This window comes from Paenibacillus sp. MAHUQ-63, assembly GCF_028765165.1.
Taxonomy (GTDB): Bacteria; Bacillota; Bacilli; order Paenibacillales; family NBRC-103111; genus Paenibacillus_E.
In genome coordinates this window covers 873,187-889,939 of sequence record NZ_JARADB010000003.1, presented here as the reverse complement: position 1 = coordinate 889,939, position 16,753 = coordinate 873,187, and the positions used below count along the sequence as shown (strand labels likewise).

The 16,753-nt window shown below is 48.5% G+C and carries 14 protein-coding genes; 10 read left to right on the top strand and 4 right to left on the bottom strand.

Translation table 11 applies throughout. From position 1 onward, the window contains the following. Positions 1-59 precede the first annotated feature (59 nt). From PUT07_RS20020 to PUT07_RS19995, 6 genes are all read left to right on the top strand, one after another. Entirely contained in the window at positions 60-1,646 is a 1,587-nt protein-coding gene (locus PUT07_RS20020) for a response regulator (protein ID WP_274470155.1), read from the top strand. Continuing rightward, entirely contained in the window at positions 1,643-3,436 is a 1,794-nt protein-coding gene (locus tag PUT07_RS20015) for a cache domain-containing sensor histidine kinase (RefSeq protein WP_274470154.1), read from the top strand. Before PUT07_RS20020 ends, PUT07_RS20015 begins: the two co-directional genes overlap by 4 nt. Positions 3,437-3,455: 19 nt before the next feature. Next, positions 3,456-4,640: an iron-containing alcohol dehydrogenase gene (locus tag PUT07_RS20010; protein ID WP_274470153.1), complete on the top strand. Its 1,185-nt coding sequence runs from the start codon at positions 3,456-3,458 to the stop codon at positions 4,638-4,640. 19 nt (positions 4,641-4,659) lie between these two features. Further along, positions 4,660-6,147, top strand: coding sequence for an aldehyde dehydrogenase family protein (locus tag PUT07_RS20005; protein ID WP_274470152.1), 1,488 nt, complete (start codon positions 4,660-4,662; stop codon positions 6,145-6,147). A gap of 15 nt (positions 6,148-6,162) precedes the next feature. Further along, positions 6,163-7,128: a D-2-hydroxyacid dehydrogenase gene (locus PUT07_RS20000; RefSeq protein WP_274470150.1), complete on the top strand. Its 966-nt coding sequence runs from the start codon at positions 6,163-6,165 to the stop codon at positions 7,126-7,128. 216 nt (positions 7,129-7,344) lie between these two features. Then, on the top strand, positions 7,345-8,544 hold the full coding sequence (locus PUT07_RS19995) for a macrolide family glycosyltransferase (RefSeq protein WP_274470149.1): 1,200 nt from the start codon (positions 7,345-7,347) through the stop codon (positions 8,542-8,544). Positions 8,545-8,577: 33 nt separating this feature from the next. Here the strand turns inward: PUT07_RS19995 and PUT07_RS19990 are convergent, their stop codons facing one another. After that, positions 8,578-9,405: a sugar nucleotide-binding protein gene (locus PUT07_RS19990; protein ID WP_274470148.1), complete on the bottom strand. Its 828-nt coding sequence runs from the start codon at positions 9,403-9,405 to the stop codon at positions 8,578-8,580. A gap of 729 nt (positions 9,406-10,134) precedes the next feature. Here PUT07_RS19990 and PUT07_RS19985 point away from each other — a divergent pair. Both PUT07_RS19985 and PUT07_RS19980 read left to right on the top strand, forming a co-directional pair. Then, positions 10,135-11,040, top strand: coding sequence for an NAD(P)/FAD-dependent oxidoreductase (locus PUT07_RS19985; RefSeq protein ID WP_269868936.1), 906 nt, complete (start codon positions 10,135-10,137; stop codon positions 11,038-11,040). Between the two features lie 63 nt (positions 11,041-11,103). Next, a complete protein-coding gene (locus PUT07_RS19980; RefSeq protein ID WP_274470146.1) occupies positions 11,104-11,652 on the top strand; it encodes a suppressor of fused domain protein in 549 nt (182 codons plus the stop codon). A 302-nt stretch (positions 11,653-11,954) separates the two neighbouring features. Here PUT07_RS19980 and PUT07_RS19975 read toward each other — a convergent pair whose 3' ends face one another. Then, on the bottom strand, positions 11,955-13,349 hold the full coding sequence (locus PUT07_RS19975; RefSeq protein WP_274470145.1) for an MFS transporter: 1,395 nt from the start codon (positions 13,347-13,349) through the stop codon (positions 11,955-11,957). A gap of 283 nt (positions 13,350-13,632) precedes the next feature. Next, complete coding sequence (locus PUT07_RS19970; RefSeq protein WP_274470144.1) at positions 13,633-14,166, bottom strand: YbhB/YbcL family Raf kinase inhibitor-like protein; 534 nt, start codon at positions 14,164-14,166, stop codon at positions 13,633-13,635. 176 nt (positions 14,167-14,342) lie between these two features. On the opposite strand from PUT07_RS19970, the gene PUT07_RS19965 reads away from it, so the two are divergent. Together PUT07_RS19965 and PUT07_RS35635 are read left to right on the top strand one after the other, a co-directional pair. Then, positions 14,343-15,008, top strand: a complete 666-nt coding sequence (locus PUT07_RS19965) for a GntR family transcriptional regulator (protein WP_274470143.1) — start codon at positions 14,343-14,345, stop codon at positions 15,006-15,008. Positions 15,009-15,267: 259 nt separating this feature from the next. Then, positions 15,268-15,474 carry a hypothetical protein gene (locus tag PUT07_RS35635; RefSeq protein WP_379240100.1) on the top strand — a complete coding sequence of 69 codons (207 nt, stop codon included), beginning with the start codon at positions 15,268-15,270 and terminating at the stop codon, positions 15,472-15,474. Between the two features lie 486 nt (positions 15,475-15,960). On the opposite strand, the gene PUT07_RS19955 is transcribed toward PUT07_RS35635, so the two are convergent. Next, a complete protein-coding gene (locus PUT07_RS19955; RefSeq protein ID WP_274470142.1) occupies positions 15,961-16,749 on the bottom strand; it encodes an SDR family NAD(P)-dependent oxidoreductase in 789 nt (262 codons plus the stop codon). Positions 16,750-16,753 lie beyond the last annotated feature (4 nt).

Here is a 16,753-nt window from a genome sequence, read left to right as displayed (position 1 = left end):
CTATAGTTAGCAACGCGATCGTCCGAAATCAAGTATCCATTGCAGGAGGGAACAAGAGTATGTTGACAGCATTAATCGTAGATGATGAACCGTTGATGCGGATGGGTATTCAGAAGGCGATAAATTGGAGCAGCTATGGAATCGGCGAAATTCAAACGGCCCCGAACGGAAGAATTGCCCTGCAGATGGTCGAGGAGCGGCAGCCGGACTTGCTGCTGACAGACGTCCGGATGCCGGGATTAGACGGTTTGGAGCTGTCGCGAGCCGTTAAAGAACGATGGCCAGCTATCAAAATCGTCATTATTTCAGGCTATGATGAATTCAGCTATGCCAAGAAGTCCATTGCGATCGGAGTGACGGACTATCTGCTCAAGCCGATTGACAGCAAATCGCTGGGACAAACGATCGACAAAGTGACGCAAGAAATTGTTGACGAACGGGGTAAGCTTCGTGAGCAGGAGCAACTGTCACACCTTCTGCAGCAATCGGTCGGCATAGCCAGACAGAAAGTGCTGAAGGAGCTGTTGTTCGGTGAATCCGGTGAGAAAGAGCTTAAGCGTTATGAGCATGTGGTCGGCTTAAATGATTCCATTTGCGGCAGAAATGCCGTTGCCCTGGTGAAAATCAATTCGTTCAAAGAGAAAAGCACCCTGTTCCGGGATGGCGGATTGCTTCATTATGCCGTACAAAATATTCTCGAAGAACTGCTTCGGACAGAGGGGACCGGCGAGCTTGTCGATCTTCGTCCCGGAAGTCTCGTGTTAGTTATAAATCAAGATGAGAGCGATTACAAAAAGATGGAGGAATTTGTAGTCAAGGCGCAAGCGGCAGTGCTGGAATATTTGCGCGTGCCGACCACCTGGGGCTTCGGCAGTATCGCTTCCGGCCTTCAGGGGCTGCGCCGGTCTTATCGCGATGCCGACCGCGCGTTGAAATTACGCTGGCTGTACCCGGCCAAACGGATCTTCGCTTTCACGGGTGAGGAAGCGGGCAAAGCCTTCTCAGGTAACGATATCATTCAGACGATCATGCAGTCGCTGCAGTTGGGCAGTACGAAGGCGATGCTTGACGAAATGGAGAAATTGAAGGTTCGTTTTGCCAAAGACTGCATGTACGATCCGGAGAGCATCGAAGCTTTTTATTTGAAGCTGGCGGAATCACTGGAAATGCTGCTGAAGGAACGGAGCCGTGAAATCCAGACGGATTTGCATGAGCGGGTGCGTGAAGTCTTGTACTTGTCCGATACGCTGAATGAAGCCGTGATAAGCTTGGAAGCTTTATTTCAGGAATCCGTGCACACCCTACATCAGCATTTGCCCAAACCGTACAGTAAAGTCATTCGCGATGTGATCGAGTTTCTTCATCTGCATTACAAGGATGATATATCGCTTGCTGACGCAGCGAACCGAGTGTTCTTAAACCGCAGCTATCTCAGCTATTTATTCGTTCAAGAAACGGGAAGCAACTTCTCCGATTTTCTGGCTGTACTGCGGCTTGAGAAGGCGAAGGAGTTACTTGCCGGAGGCGGCATGAAGAACTATGAGGTTGCGGAAGCGGTAGGCTACAAGGATTTTCGCCACTTCGGGCAGATGTTTAAGAAGCATACGGGGATGACGCCTGGTGAATTCAGGAAGCTTGCGCCATGAAAAAGGTGCGTTTGAATTTATTCACCAAGCTGATGCTATCTTTTCTAAGTCTGGTCGTACTGCCTTTGACGGTCGTCAGTTATTTTGCCTACAGTGTAGCGACGCATATTATCAACAATAACTTGAGCCGTTCGATCCAGCAAACCGTTCATCAGCTTTCCATCAACTCGGAAGTCATTTTGGAGGATGCCGAGAAGGCGGCCAATACGGCTTTCTACGACTCTTTCAACCTGCCTAACCCGATCAAAAAGCAAATTGAAGCGTATCCGTATGCCTCCGATTATGAAAAAAGCCAAATCAGCCGAAGCGTTGAAGATGAGATGAATAAATATACGATTTACCGTAACGATATTAACGGCATGTATTTCATCGATACGAACGGAACCTATTTCTCCTCGGCCAATCAACTAAGAGAGAAGCCGAATTTCACTGATTTTCCATGGTTTCAGGCATTTAGCCAATCCGATTCGGCGGATGCCAAGTGGTCGCCTTCCCACAAAGTAAGCGGGTATACGATTAGCTCGAATGCCAATGTAGTCACTTTCCTGAAGAAAGTTCGCAACTCATACGGCCGGCAAATCGGTATCCTGTGGATGGACGTCAATGAGAGAACCTTAGAGAACATCTATACAACCGGCCGTGTGGCTCCGAACGGATACACGATGATTCTGGATGATGTGAACAACGTAATCTCCATCAGCGACAAATTGCTTGTTACCCAGCAGCTGGAAGCGGCGAAGAGCGCGCTGTTCAAGCCTGTGTTCGCGGAGGATAACGGCTACTATTTCACCGATGAACCCGATGTTCGAAAGCTGGTCGCGTTCGCTACGATCCATACAACGGGATGGAAAATAATTACAGTTGTTCCTGCCAACGAATTGTTCGTCGATGCATCCAGAGTCAAAAATATTATATTGATCTCCGTCTGTATCATGACGGTGATGAGCACCATTATCGCTTACTTGCTAAGCCAGCGCATCACACGGCCCATTTCCAACTTGATCCGGCTCATGGAGAAGGTGGCGGAAGGCAACATGTCAGTCCGCGCCAGAGTGGACAATTCGGATGAAATTGGAAAGCTCAACAAGCATTTCAATATTATGATCGGCGACATTCAGAACTTGATCTCAACGGTATTCGTCTCTAATTTGAAGCAAAAAGAAGCTGAACTGGCGTCGCTGGAAGCGCAAATTAACCCGCACTTTCTGTATAACACGCTGCAGTCCATCAAATGGCTGTCGGACATTCATCAAGCTCCTGATATTGGGGAGATGGCGGTCAGTCTGGCGAAAATTTTCCGTTTTAGTATCAAGGGCGCGCCTATTGTCAGCCTCTATGAGGAGCTACAGCATGTCAAAGATTACATCAGCATCCAGAAGTTCCGGTATGGAGACCGCTTCGAGCTCGAAACCCGTATTCCTGAGGAGACGTTAAATTACCAGATTCCGAAGCTTATCATTCAGCCGCTGGTGGAGAACGCCATCTTTCACGGGATTGAGATGAAGGAAGAGCAAGGAACGATTACGATCTGGGCGGCTGTCGATGAGCAAGCGCTTCATATCGGTGTGGAGGATGACGGAGCGGAGATCAGCGATGAGAAATTGGCGGCTATTCGCAGCACTTTGCACAAGCATGCCGGACAATATGCCGAGCCGAAGAAGAGTCTTGGCTTGAAGAACATTCACGATCGTTTGCAAATGCTGTACGGAACTGAATACGGTCTCCATGTAGACCGGAGGCCGGACCGGGGATTTAGCGTGGTAGCCTCGCTGCCCAAAAATATGGATTGAACATAAAGGAGGAAATAAGATGATCAACCGGATATTCCGATATGAGCTGCCGACGGCCATAGAGTTCGGCCATGGAGCTGCGAAGACATTGCCACGCCATGTTCGTGAGCTTGGCGGAAGCAAGGTGCTTATCGTCAGTGATCCCGGCGTCCTTAAAGCAGGCGGCGTCGACCGGCTAACAGCACCGTTAAGTGAAGAAGAAATTCCATATGTCATCTACTCGGACATTGAACCCGATCCGAATATTGAATCGGTTGCAGCGGCAACGGAGCTGGCCCAATCCGAAGGCTGCGACCTGGTTGTCGGCATTGGCGGCGGAAGCTCGCTCGATACGGCGAAGGCTGTCGGCTTGATGCTAGGCAACGAAGGCAACATTCGCGACTATGTAGGCATCAACAAAGTGCCGCGCAAAGGAGCTCCAGTCATTGCGGTTCCAACGACTGCAGGGACCGGTAGTGAGCTTACGATTTGGTCGGTGCTTTCCGACAAGAAAGCGAAGGTCAAGCTGAGCGTGGGCAGCCCGTATAATTGTCCGTCATTGGCATTATGCGATCCGGAACTGACGGTCTCTTTACCGGCTGCGCTCACGGCTTCCACGGGAATGGACGCTTTGACGCACGCATTGGAATCCTACGTTAATAAAGCAACACAGCCGATATCCGAGGGCATGTCGATCCAGGCGATGAAGATGATTGCCCGCAGTCTGCGGACCGCCGTCGTCCAAGGAGAGAATTTGCAAGCGCGGCACGATATGCTGCTTGCCAGTCTGATCGCGGCCATGGCGTTCAATCCGACGCGTCTCGGGCTTTCGCATGCGCTTGCTATTCCGCTGGGCGCACATTTCAAAATTCCACACGGTGTCGTTAACGCGATCCTGCTGCCTGAAGTTATGGCCTTCAATCTGATTGGAAATTTGGAGAAATTCAAGGAAATTGCCGTCATTTTCGGTGAGAAGACCGACGATCTTTCCTTGCGGGAGGGTGCAGAGCTGTCAGTTGCTGCGATTCGCCGGTTGAAAGCGGATATCGGCATTACACAGACGCTTTCGGATTATGGCGTAACGGAGGAGGCACTGGATATGATTGCCGAAGAAGCGATGCAATCGGGCAACGTGCCGGTTAATCCTGTGAAACCGACCCATGAAGATCTCAAACAGCTATGCCGCGCCGCAATGTCCAAGTCCACTACCGTTACGGTCAGGTAACGAAAGGAGCGAATGCGTGATGTCAGAGCATGAAATGCTTAGTTGGCTGCAGGAAGCGGCCGGTAAAAACTATGGCAACTACATAAACGGCGAGTGGACGCCTGCAGAGGGAGGACGTTCATTCCCTATCTTTCACGCTGCAGAGCGCGAAAGGGTACTCGGGCGCTTCGCCGATTCCGACGCCGCAGACGTGAACAGAGCCGTTGAGGCGGCGGATGCCGCCTCCTCAAGCTGGTCCGCGGTGCCGGGCCCGGAGCGGGGGCAGATGCTGCTGCGGTTCGCAGACCTGCTGGAGCTTGACCGCGACGAGCTGGCTTATCGCTTGTCTGCCGAGCAGGGCAAGACGATCGCCGAATCCCGTGGCGAAGTGGCCCGGGCGGCGAAGGAAGCGCGGTTTGCCGCCGGCGAAGCCTCGCGGATCTTGGGCGAAACAGCTCCAAGCGAACGCCGGAATGTCAGCAATACGGTTGTCCGTTATCCGATTGGCGTCGTTGCGGCCATTGCCCCATGGAATTTCCCGGTAGTTACCCCGGTTCGCAAGATCGCTCCCGCACTGGCCTACGGCTGTACCGTCGTGTTCAAGCCTGCTTCTGCAACGCCTTGGGCGTCGGCAAGGCTCATGGAGCTGTTCACAGAAGCCGGAGTTCCGAGCGGAGTCGTGAACATGGTGACAGGCGGAGGCTCCCGCGTGGGAGATCCGCTTACGAAGCATCGCCGTGTCAAAGGGATCAGCTTCACGGGATCTACGGAGCTCGGCTTGCGCATTCAACAGATAGCTGCCGAGCGTTTGGTGCGCACGCAGCTGGAGCTCGGCGGTAAGAATGCCGCCGCGGTATTGAACTATGCGGACCTTGCGGGCGCAGCGAAGCAGATCGTATCTGCAGCATTTGCTTGCTCCGGTCAGCGGTGCACATCCATCAGCCGGGTAGTGGTACTTAAATCGCAGGCACAGCAACTCACAGCGGCATTGCTGGAGGAAGTGAAGGGGCTGCGCGTAGGCCCGGCCTGGGAACCAGGCATTCATATGGGCCCGCTCGTGAACCAAGATCAGCTGGAATCCGTGCAGCGTTACGTCCGACTGGGCAAGGAAGAGGGAGCGGAGCTGCTGTATGGCGGCGCTGTGCTCAGCGGCGGAACGTACCAAACGGGCGCTTACATGGAGCCGGCATTGTTCGTGAAGGTAACCGAAGACATGACGATTGCCCGCGAGGAAATTTTCGGTCCGGTGCTTTCGGTCATTGAAGCCGATACGAAGGAAGACGCATTGCGGATCGCCAATGGGACCGAGTATGGCCTGGCCGCATCGGTATTCACGGATGAATTGAACGATGCGAATGCGTTCGCCGCACGTCTCGAAGCCGGGATGGTACACATTAATCATGGTACGGCAAGCGAAGCGCATATGCCGTTCGGCGGCGTGAAGCTGTCCGGCTTTGGGGCTTTCTCCATCGGCAGTACCAATCAGCAGTTCTACACGGAAAATAAAGTCATTTATACGCAGTACTGATCAAGAGGTGAAAGCATGCACATCGTAGTGCTTGACGGGTATACGCTCAATCCCGGGGATTTGAGCTGGGCAGAGCTGGAGAGGCTGGGAACGATGACGGTGTACGATCGCACGCCGCCGGAGCTCGTTAAGGAACGCATTCAAGGAGCGGACATCGTGTTAACGAACAAAACGCCGCTTACCAAAGAGGCATTTACCGGTCTAAACCGACTGAAATATATCGGGGTTTTGGCGACTGGTTACAATGTTGTTGATGTCGAAGCGGCTGCCGCCCAAGGCATTTGCGTGACCAACGTGCCGAAATATGGGACGGATTCCGTGGCTCAATTCGTATTTGCTCTGATTCTGGAGCTATGTCACAGGGTAGGCCAACATGGGGAAAGCGTGCGTTCAGGCGGATGGGCGGAATCGCCGGACTTCAGCTATACGCTTGGCAGGCAGATCGCTTTGGCGGGGAAAACAATCGGCATTGTCGGCTATGGGCGAATTGGCAAACAGGTCTCCCGTTTGGCTCAGGCGTTCGGGATGCGCGTCCTGGTTGCCGGCAGAGAAGGCCGATTGCCGGAAGCAGGGGAAGAAGGCGTGGAACGGGTACCGCTGGAGCAGCTGCTCGCCGCTTCGGACTTCGTAAGCCTGCACTGCCCGCTCACCCCCGAGACGGAAGGGCTGCTGAATTCGGTGAGGATCGCCCTGATGAAGCCTTCCGCTTTCCTCATCAATACATCGCGAGGGGGCTTGTTGGCCGAGCGCCATGTGGCTGAAGCGCTGAACGCGGGGGCGATTGCTGGAGCCGCCTTGGATGTACTCACCATAGAACCGCCAGGCAAGGACAATCCGCTCGTGCATGCCAGGAACTGCATCGTAACGCCGCATATGGCATGGGCCACCTTCGAGGCCAGGAGCCGGTTGATGGACATCGCTGTAGGGAATGTGGCCGCTTATTTACAGGGGAATGCCAGGAATGAGGTTAATCCTGCTTAGGACTAAGGCGGTGAAATGGAATCATGACGGATCGATTGAGGAAGTGAGGCCTCATTCGAGTGGACTGCTTGCTCTTACGGCAGATCAAGTGCTGTGCACTTGCCTGCTGCCGGCTCGGTACGTATTTATGCGGACTTTCTTGTACAAGAAGGTCCGCTTTTTTATGCTTTGCGGTATATGATAAACTTAGAGAACAATAACTAAGGAGGGCTAGCGATGGCGCGTGTATTATTTATTAACGCCGGATCAGAGGGGCATATCAATCCTACGATTGGCGTTGTGCAGGAGCTTGTTTCGCGTGGAGAAGAAGTCGTATATTTCGCTATAGAAGCATATCGCGAGCGTTTGGAGAAGGCGGGAGCTTCCGTACGTACATTTGACGAAACTAAATTTATTAAAGCTTTTCTGTCAGGCGGAAGAAACTATGCACTTGAAAGAATCAACGGTCTATTACATACGGCAGACATCGTCATACCTAGCGTTCTTGACCAGATCCAAGATGAACATTTCGATTACATGATCCATGATTCCATGTTCGGTTGCGGACGCATCCTTGCTCAAATCCTTAAGCTTCCTGCTATCAACTCTTGTACATCCTTTGCACAGACGCAAGAAGCATTCGATTCCATGTTAGAGCGATTTAAAGCGGAAGTCCCAGCGGAAATCGTTACACCTATCTATGATCAATTTCAGAGCCTTGCGGGAAGGATTAGCGATCGATACGCTGTGGAGATTCAAACGCCTTACGAGGTGTTCTGTAACCCGGCGCCGCTTACAATCGTCTATACAACAAGGGAGTTCCAGCCTGATGGGCAAGCGTTCGACCAATCTTACACATTTGTCGGCCCCTCTATCGCTCCACGAGTGCATGAAAGCATCGACTTACCTGCAATCCAAGGCAAGAAATGCATTTACATTTCGCTGGGGACCGTCTTTAACCAAGCTGTTGAGTTCTATAAGCTTTGTATGGAGGCTTTCGGAAATACGGAACATTCCATTGTCATGTCGGTTGGGAATAGAACTCCCATTACCGATCTTGGAGAAATTCCACCCAATTTCATCGTCCGAAATTATGTTCCGCAGACAGATGTCCTGCAGAACGCTGCTTTATTTATTACGCATGGCGGAATGAACAGTACCCATGAAGGTCTCTATTATGGGGTTCCTCTCATCGTCATCCCGCAAAGCGCGGACCAGCCGATCATAGCGGGGCGGGTTGCCGGCATCGGTGCAGGCATTCGCTTGCACATGCAGAGCTTGACGGCGAATCAGCTGCGGGAAGCTGCAGAGCGTGTGTTGAATGACGCCTTTTTCAAAGAAGCGGTTTTCATGATGAAGGAAACCTTTCAGAAGTCAGGCGGGTACCGGCAAGCGGTCGATGAGATTTTCCAATTCACAAGTCAGTACCGGATTTAAAATCAGAAGCAGGTCGCAGCCGGGCCTTTTTTGTTATGATAAAAATGCAATCAACTGCTCGTGCGTGAGCTGCAGCTTCTTCGGCCAAGGTTTACGGGTTAGCAGGGAGTTATCATATCTATCGGGAATGACGGAGTGAAAAGTATCCTGCTTCAATACCTCGCATACCGCATCGTGATAACCCCATCGTGTCAACAGTTTCCTCGTGAATTCGGCATGATTCATAGAATCAGCAGTGCCGAGGTGGTAGATGCCCGTCAGCTCATGCTCCATCAAATAGATAAGTTGCAAGGCCAAATGATGGTCCGTGTTTCTGGTGGAATATAAATTGCTATAGAGCTTGATAGGCTCACCGGTCTGGAGCTGTTGTCGCAACTCGTTCGTTCGAGGCGTATCCCGGCCATAAAGTGCCGGAATCCGCGCGATGATTAACTTGTCTGCCAGCAGCTCGGCCAATACTTTTTCACATTCCGCTTTAAATCGTCCATAATCGCTTGCAGCCGAGGGAAGATCCTCTTCATAATGCGGGGAATCGATACTGGCATCAAAGACATTCGAGGTTGAACACAACACCATTCGACCGCCTGCATGTCTCAAGTAGTCAGCAGTTCTCACATGGAACTGAAGCTGCTTCGCATAATCACCGCGCAATGCCATTACGACGAAATCGGGCTTCACTTCATGTAGAAAGGTGTCCAGTAAATCCAGATCAGCGATTGCAAGCTGAATCGAACGATCGGAAGGTAAAAATGATGGTATATTCGAATGATAGCTTCCATAGACATCATGGTGCTTAACGGCAAGATCCTTCGTTAATGCTTTTCCGACGGTTCCGCTTACTCCGAAAATGATTGTTTTCATATTTGGATGAGTCTCCTTTGTGTGGAAATATTTTTACGTAAAAATATTTTATTTCGTGGAGCGGGGATTGTCAACGCGGGTTTTGAAATAAAAATGTTGGATGACAAATTGGTTTTGAAATGACAAATAAAGTTTTGAAATTACAAATGAAGTTTTGAAAAGACAAACAAAGTTTTGAAATAAAAAAGCGTTCACTCATTAACTCTGGGTGAACGTTTTTTTGCTGAGTTAAAGCGTATGATTAACAACAATTTAGTTGCAATGGGGCATTAAGCTAACGGGCAGTTATACGCAACAAAACCTTATCCATATCTGCAGAAAAAGGACTTGACTTTAACGCTAGTGTCATACTTTATGATGAAACTAATCATTACAAAGAAGGGAGTTCATGATTTGAAAATAAGTAAAATCGCTAAACTAACCGGGATCAGTGCCAGATCCGTACGGTATTATTAGCAGAAAGGATTACTCACGGTTTCTTGTCATGCCAATAATTAACGTGAGTTTGATGATTCTATTGTTGATCTGATAAATACGATTCAACTGTATCTTGATTTAGGTTTAACAACGGATCAGATCAAGGATATTTTATATTGTAAGAATTACAGGATTCCGGAAACGGACTACATGAGGTTCAGCCAACAAAACGCGGATTTCGTACGTTAAGCGGCCCGTAAAATAATTGAATATAGTTTTGTTCCTGCAACCATACTGAGAAGGAGGATTAACATGATTTACGATTGTGCAATCATTGGCGGGGGCCCGGCTGGACTCAATGCAGCATTAGTTCTAGGCAGGGCAAGGAGAAACGTAGCTTTGTTCGATCATAACAAGCCACGAAATGCCGTTACGCATGCTTCACATGGTTTTCTTACACGCGATGGTGTTACACCAGCAGAATTTCGGCGTGTCGCATACGAGGAGGTGCTGAAGTATCCGTCAGTAGAGCATCATCCCGTTGAAGTTACGGATATTCGCAAGCTTAATGCAGGATTTTTAATATCTACACACGAGGGGGAACAAATTCAAGCTCGCAAGCTATTGTTCGCTTCAGGCCTGCAAGAAACATTGCCAGATATCCCAGGTGTCAGGAATTTATATGGAAAAAGCCTCTTTTACTGTCCATATTGTGACGGCTGGGAACTCAGGGACAAATCGTTATTTGTGTTGTGGGATCATCCCCGCGTGTTCCAACATGCAAAGTTGCTCTATAATTGGAGTCGCGATCTTATCGTCTGTACCAATGGCCCTGGCATTCTGACTAATGAACAAAAGCAAATATTAGCTTCCCGTGACATCGTTGTCTCTGAACAATCTGTATCTGCTTTTCATGGTAGTGATGGCAAGTTGCGGCTAGTGGAGTTCACGGACGGATCTAGAATAGAGAGAACAGGCGGATTCATTGCACCTAAGTGGGTCCCACGGGCTGGTTTTCAACAAGAACTTGGTTATGCGGTAAACGATCTAGGTGGAATCCTAACCGATGGAATGGGAAAAAGCACGGTACCTGGTTTATTTGCAGCTGGGGAAGTGACCACTGGATTCCCCTCACAACTCATCGTGGCTGCTGCGGCTGGCAGTATTGCTGCCGCCAGCATTAATCTGGAATTGACAGAAGAAGCCTTTAGTTCCTGAAGGGCTTGACGGTCTCACCGATGAAAGGAAATAGGAGGAGATATGAATGATTTATTATAATTTTTGGAAAGGCATCCGAGTACAATCCAATATTGTTGGAGTAAGGACGCAGATGGTAATAAACTTCCATTTCAAATAGTGAAATACAGTAATGGCCATCCGTTTTCTGGAACTACGACATATTCAACTTTAGGTTTGAGTAATGACACGTTAAAATCATCTGTTTCAGGAAAACAAATTCGACAAGAATTAGTTTTTGTTTCGGATTCAACGTTTGGAGATAAAAATATTCCCGGAATCATCCAACAAGTTGGTTTAAAGGCGTTAAACAATAAAATGGCGTACTTAAGAGGGGACGTAATTGGCCCATATGGTTCTTTATTTGATAATTCAAGATTAGAAGCATTGTATGTTACACTTCCTATTTATTTTCCAAATTCGTTTCATACATTTTTCGGGAATGACAACTTTCCAATTGTTATGTCATGGTTAGTTCCAATCACATTAGAGGAAGCAAATTTTGCGAAATTAAATGGGTGGGATAAGTTTGAAGATATGCTTGAGGAGGCAAACCCTGATTTGATTGATTTCAATCGCAAGGGCTTACTCTAATTCATTCATATAGATAAGAAGCTTGATTCAAGGAAAAGCATTGAACTAATAGAACGTTAGTTCAAAAGTAGGGAGTAGATTGCCGCGGCCGGCAACTGCTCCCTGTTTTATTGAAGTAACTTCCAGATTAACGTAGCTTCAGATTAAACTTATGATATGGTTCACCGGACATTATCAAAACACCAAACATCATCTAAACACAACAAGATGTTTATAAGATAGCGAATAGGCCACTCCGAATTCTGGAGTGGCTCTTTCATCTGTTAGTTCAACTATTCCGTAGGAAAGGATGTGTACCTTACTTATTCGCTATCCATCTTTTCGTTCTTAACCATTTTAGCTACACGCCCAAATTGTACATAATAAAATGCGACGATCACAACGACCAGAATGGCTAATACCAGGAAAATGTTGCTATATACGAAAGTAGTGCTATTTTGAGGTATCGGATTTAAGCGAACGGTCGATGTGCCGAAATCCAGTACCTTGCCGAGTGCAGCTGTAGATGCAGCCGTAGAAATAAAAGTGATCATGGAGAACAGTCCCATTCCTATTCCTATATGCTCTTTTGATAGCGTTCGTGAAACGGTGTTCGACATTGCAATTTGCATGAACGATTGACCAAGGACACCGAAAATAAGAAAGATCGCAATAAAGACTGGCGACATGCCAACGACTGAAGACAAACAAATGAAACCGATCATAAGAAGTGCTGCTGCTATATACATAAGAAACGGATTTCCCTTTTCATCAGCTAACTTGCCGCCCCGTCGCCCCAAAAGCGCTGCCACTAGGGATGACGGCAACATAACCATTCCGATGAAAACCGGTGACAAATGGTTTACAGAAGAAAGCAGCTGAGGTGTAATGAATGGAATAGCAAAGCTAATCCCGATCATTACGAAAGTAATAATTAGACCGAATGAAAACGGTTTGTTTCGAAATATAGCCGGGTTTATGAACGGCGCTGAAGCATAGCGAATACGTACTAAGAAGAAAATGAAAAAAATAGCACCCGCGACAGCTAGCCATATATTCCCTTTTGTTAAAGCCAATAACAGAACGGCTACAGTGCCCGCCAAAAGCGATCCGCCAATAAAATCCATTTTTCTGGCGACTCCCTTTTCATCATCTAAATATTTCCGATACATTGGCAACGTAAGCAGCGATAAAAGCGAAATCACAAATAAAGCCCGCCAGTTCCACGTACTGCTCACCACCCCGGCAATGATCGGACCGAGTGCCAAACCGAGTGCATACCCGATTGCGACGGTACCCAGCGCACGACCGCGCCTTTCGGGTGAAAAGTAACGAACCGGCACGATCATTGCAACCGCCGGAATGACCGATGCACCGGCCGCCTGTACAATTCGTCCCACTATTACCATCCAATATTGAATAGCCACTAAGCCTACAACAGACCCAATTGCAAAAAGTAGCAGACCAAACGTCAACAAATTCTTCAAGCTGTATCTGTCTGTCAATTTCCCGTAAGTTACCGAGCCAATTGCATATACAATCATATAGCCCGTGATGATCCAGCTCGCTTGCGATGGCGAAAGTTGGAACTGTTTGCTGATAGCCGGAAGTACAACATTAAACATGGTTGCATTCATAACGGAGATAATGAGTGTAAAGACAAGAATGCCCAGCAATAGCTCTCCGGCAGTTTTTTGAATGCGATGATTTATTTGCATTGGGACGCCTCATTTCTATAGGACAAAACAGCATTGCTAAGCAACGCTCCTGAATGCCTGTGATGATAAATTTATCACTCCGTGAAACTGGAAGTATTTCTTTGCCGCAACAGCAAAGAAATGCCTCTAAGTACTGGCAGCAAAGAAATACTTCAATAACTCTGCCGGGGTTGTTGCTCTACACCACAACACAGAGAAGTTCTCATAATTAGGGTAAATTGATTTTGCGCCCACAGCCGCAAATGATCTAACGCCTCAAAATTCTATCGGCTGGTGGCACAGGTTACTTGATTTCCCCTGTTGCCACGAGGATGGCTCTCCCCAGCGTATGGCTCAGCATAGTGAATCCTAAGAGAGCCGGCGTGGCTTTAGGGTCGACGCCGATGTTCTCGACATCCAGTGCATGAACGACAAAATAATACCGATGCGGACCGTGTCCCGCTGGAGGCGCCGCACCGATAAACCGTTCGAGTCGCACATCGTTAGGCAGTTGCAAGGCGCCTTGCGGCAAACCGCTACCATGCTCGTCGCCTGCGCCGGCCGGCAGTTCGGTGACGCTGGCAGGGATGTTGATGACGGCCCAGTGCCATAAGCCCGATCCGGTCGGGGCATCCGGGTCATACGCGGTTACGGCGAAACTCTTCGTCCCTTCGGGCGCACCCGACCATTTCAAATGGGGAGAAAGATCTTGGCCGCCTTCCACCCCTGACATCCCCGAGAATTGCTGTGGCGGTAGAGGAAGGCCCTCCGCAATGTCGTTACTCGTCACCTGAAAGACTGCGACTTCCGGTAATTTGGCAAATGGGTTGTTGCTCACAGTAAACTACCTCCTTTTTTTAATACAAAATCGATTATATTCAAAAGAATCGATTTTGTAAATGATAATCGTTTAATGTTCCCATTGTCGAATTTAATCTTTGCTTTTTATTGATTTAGGTGTAAACTATTTAAACGTGTTTAATCCCGATGTGCATGAAGGATGGTGCCGGCTTCATGGCCAAAAGAAATGGTTCGTCCACATTAAGCGAAAATGTCACGAAAAAACTGCAGTCTGATATTCTGTCCGGACAATATGAACCGGGCTCTCCATTAACCGTTTCGGAATTAGCCAAAGGTTTCGATGTCTCGGTTGCTGTCGTTCGGGAAGCATTGACCCGGTTGGCAAGCCAAGGCCTTGTCTTGCAAAACCCGAATCACGGATTTTCAGTGAAGACGGTGTCGGAAGAAGAACTGAATAGCATCATAGAAGCGCGGTCGATCAATGAATCCGCAGCATTACGCCTGTCCATCGCCCATGGCGATCTCACATGGGAATCCAATGTCATCGCCGTTCACCACAAATTATCGCAAACGGCCGAGTACAAGGAAGTGAATCAAAAGCTTGCCGTTCGCGAAGAGTGGTCTGACATCCACCGTCAATTTCATTACGAACTTATCGCCGCATGTCCAAATCCGGTTCTATTGGATATCTGCAAACGCCTTTGGGATTTGAGCGAATTTTATCGACATTGGTCGTTCCAACAGCAGCCGACTCGCGATGGCCGCGACGAGCATAAGGCTTTAGCGGATGCCGTTCTTAGCCGCGACAGCGATCGTGCCGTCGAGCTCTTTAGAGCACACATCCAACTAACAGCGGATAACCTATTTGACAACCGATAGGTAGTTTATGCTACAAATCGCCACCTTTACAAAAATCCGTTGAGGCCATCCTAAACTGGAAATAGAACGAACGGCATTTAGTCGCCAAAAGGAAAGGTGCAGCAGAATGGTATCGGGGATATAATACAAGAGTTTGTAAGGTAGAATGGGATTATGAATACGTAAAATAGGAGTGCTCAAGCACGGTGTTAGTAATCAATCATTCTTTAAGCTAACGAAGAACGATAGTTAAGTGGGACAGCGACAGTTTGAGACTTAGTTGAACAAATACAGCGGCAGTCTAAAAGACTTTATTTTCAAGTCTTGGTCCGCCGCTGTTCAAGTCGGTGGTCCTGGTCCGGTGGACCATCCAGCGGCAACTCACAAAATAGTTTATGACGCGAAAACATTCGTAGAAGTATTTGAAAAAGCGGGGTTTGAAGTATCATTACTGGAATATTGTGATGAAGAGGGAGATTTTCATTAAACTTACTGGAATGAAGTGGATGGAAAGATAGGAAGATCCTTTCGGTTTGATACAAGGAATTCTATCGAAGGACTTGGAATGGTTTCCATTATTATAGACGCAAAAAAGCCATTGATAATAAAAAATAAGCTCTGAGTGTTTCTTGCATCATCTATGAGGGGGCAAGATTTTTAACTAACGGACAATATAGCTTAATATGACGCTACTGCCGGATTGAACGGTGACCACGTTGTGCTAAAGGGCAGTTTTCTTCAGTTGTTCTTAATTGTAGTTTAGGTTTTAGAGAACAAGAAGGTTTAGATGTTAGAGACTAGAAGTTGATTCATCGGGCATCACAATTCAGTTAGTACTGTTTGTAAGAAAACTACACAGTCCGTCGACTACTTGTACAACAGCCACGATGTATATTGATATATAAACGACCAAACGGCAGCCGGGAATTAATCATTCGGCTGCCGTTTGGCTTCAATATATCGCTTCGTTCAGTCACGGGCGTAATCCGCCGATAGTGTAACCGCCATCTACGAGTATGCTCTGACCAGTAACAAAACGAGCGTCGTCGGAGAGAAGCCAGACCACGACATCCGCCACGTCTTCGGATTGGCCCACCCGCTGTAAGGGAGTTTGCTTGACGAAGGGACGCGCCGTAGTCTCGTCGCTTAGAACCTCCTGCGACATCGGGGTTGCAATCATTCCAGGACTGACATTGTTAACCCGAATGTTGCTAGGACCAACCTCCAACGCCACGGTTCTCATCATTGCATCGAGTGCTCCCTTGGAGGCTGCGTAGCCTGAAGTACCCGGCATTGCCCCATGCGCCGTCCACGAAGAAGTGTTAACGATCGAGCCCCGGAATCCACGGTCGAGCATTGCTTCGATCTCGTATTTTAGACAGGCGAACACACCACGCAGATTGACCGACATCAGAGTATCGAAATCTTCAAAGGATAGTTTGTGTACAGGTGAGAAAGCACCAAGAATGCCGGCGTTGTTCCAAGCCATATCCAGACTTCCAAACACATCCAGCGTCTTGTTTACAAGCGCTTCGACCTGACGAGGATCGGCAACATCAGTCTGAACAGCGAGGGCCCTACCTCCCTGAGAGACAATTTCTTCATAAACTTCTTGAAGCTCTTTCGTTCGTCGACCCGCTATGACGACATTGGCGCCTTCCCTGCCGAGCCTTAGCGCTGCAGCACGGCCCATCCCGGTGCCGCCTCCAGTGACAATCGCTGTCTGGCCCTCAAATCTCTTTATGTCTTCCGCTTTCCCCATTGCA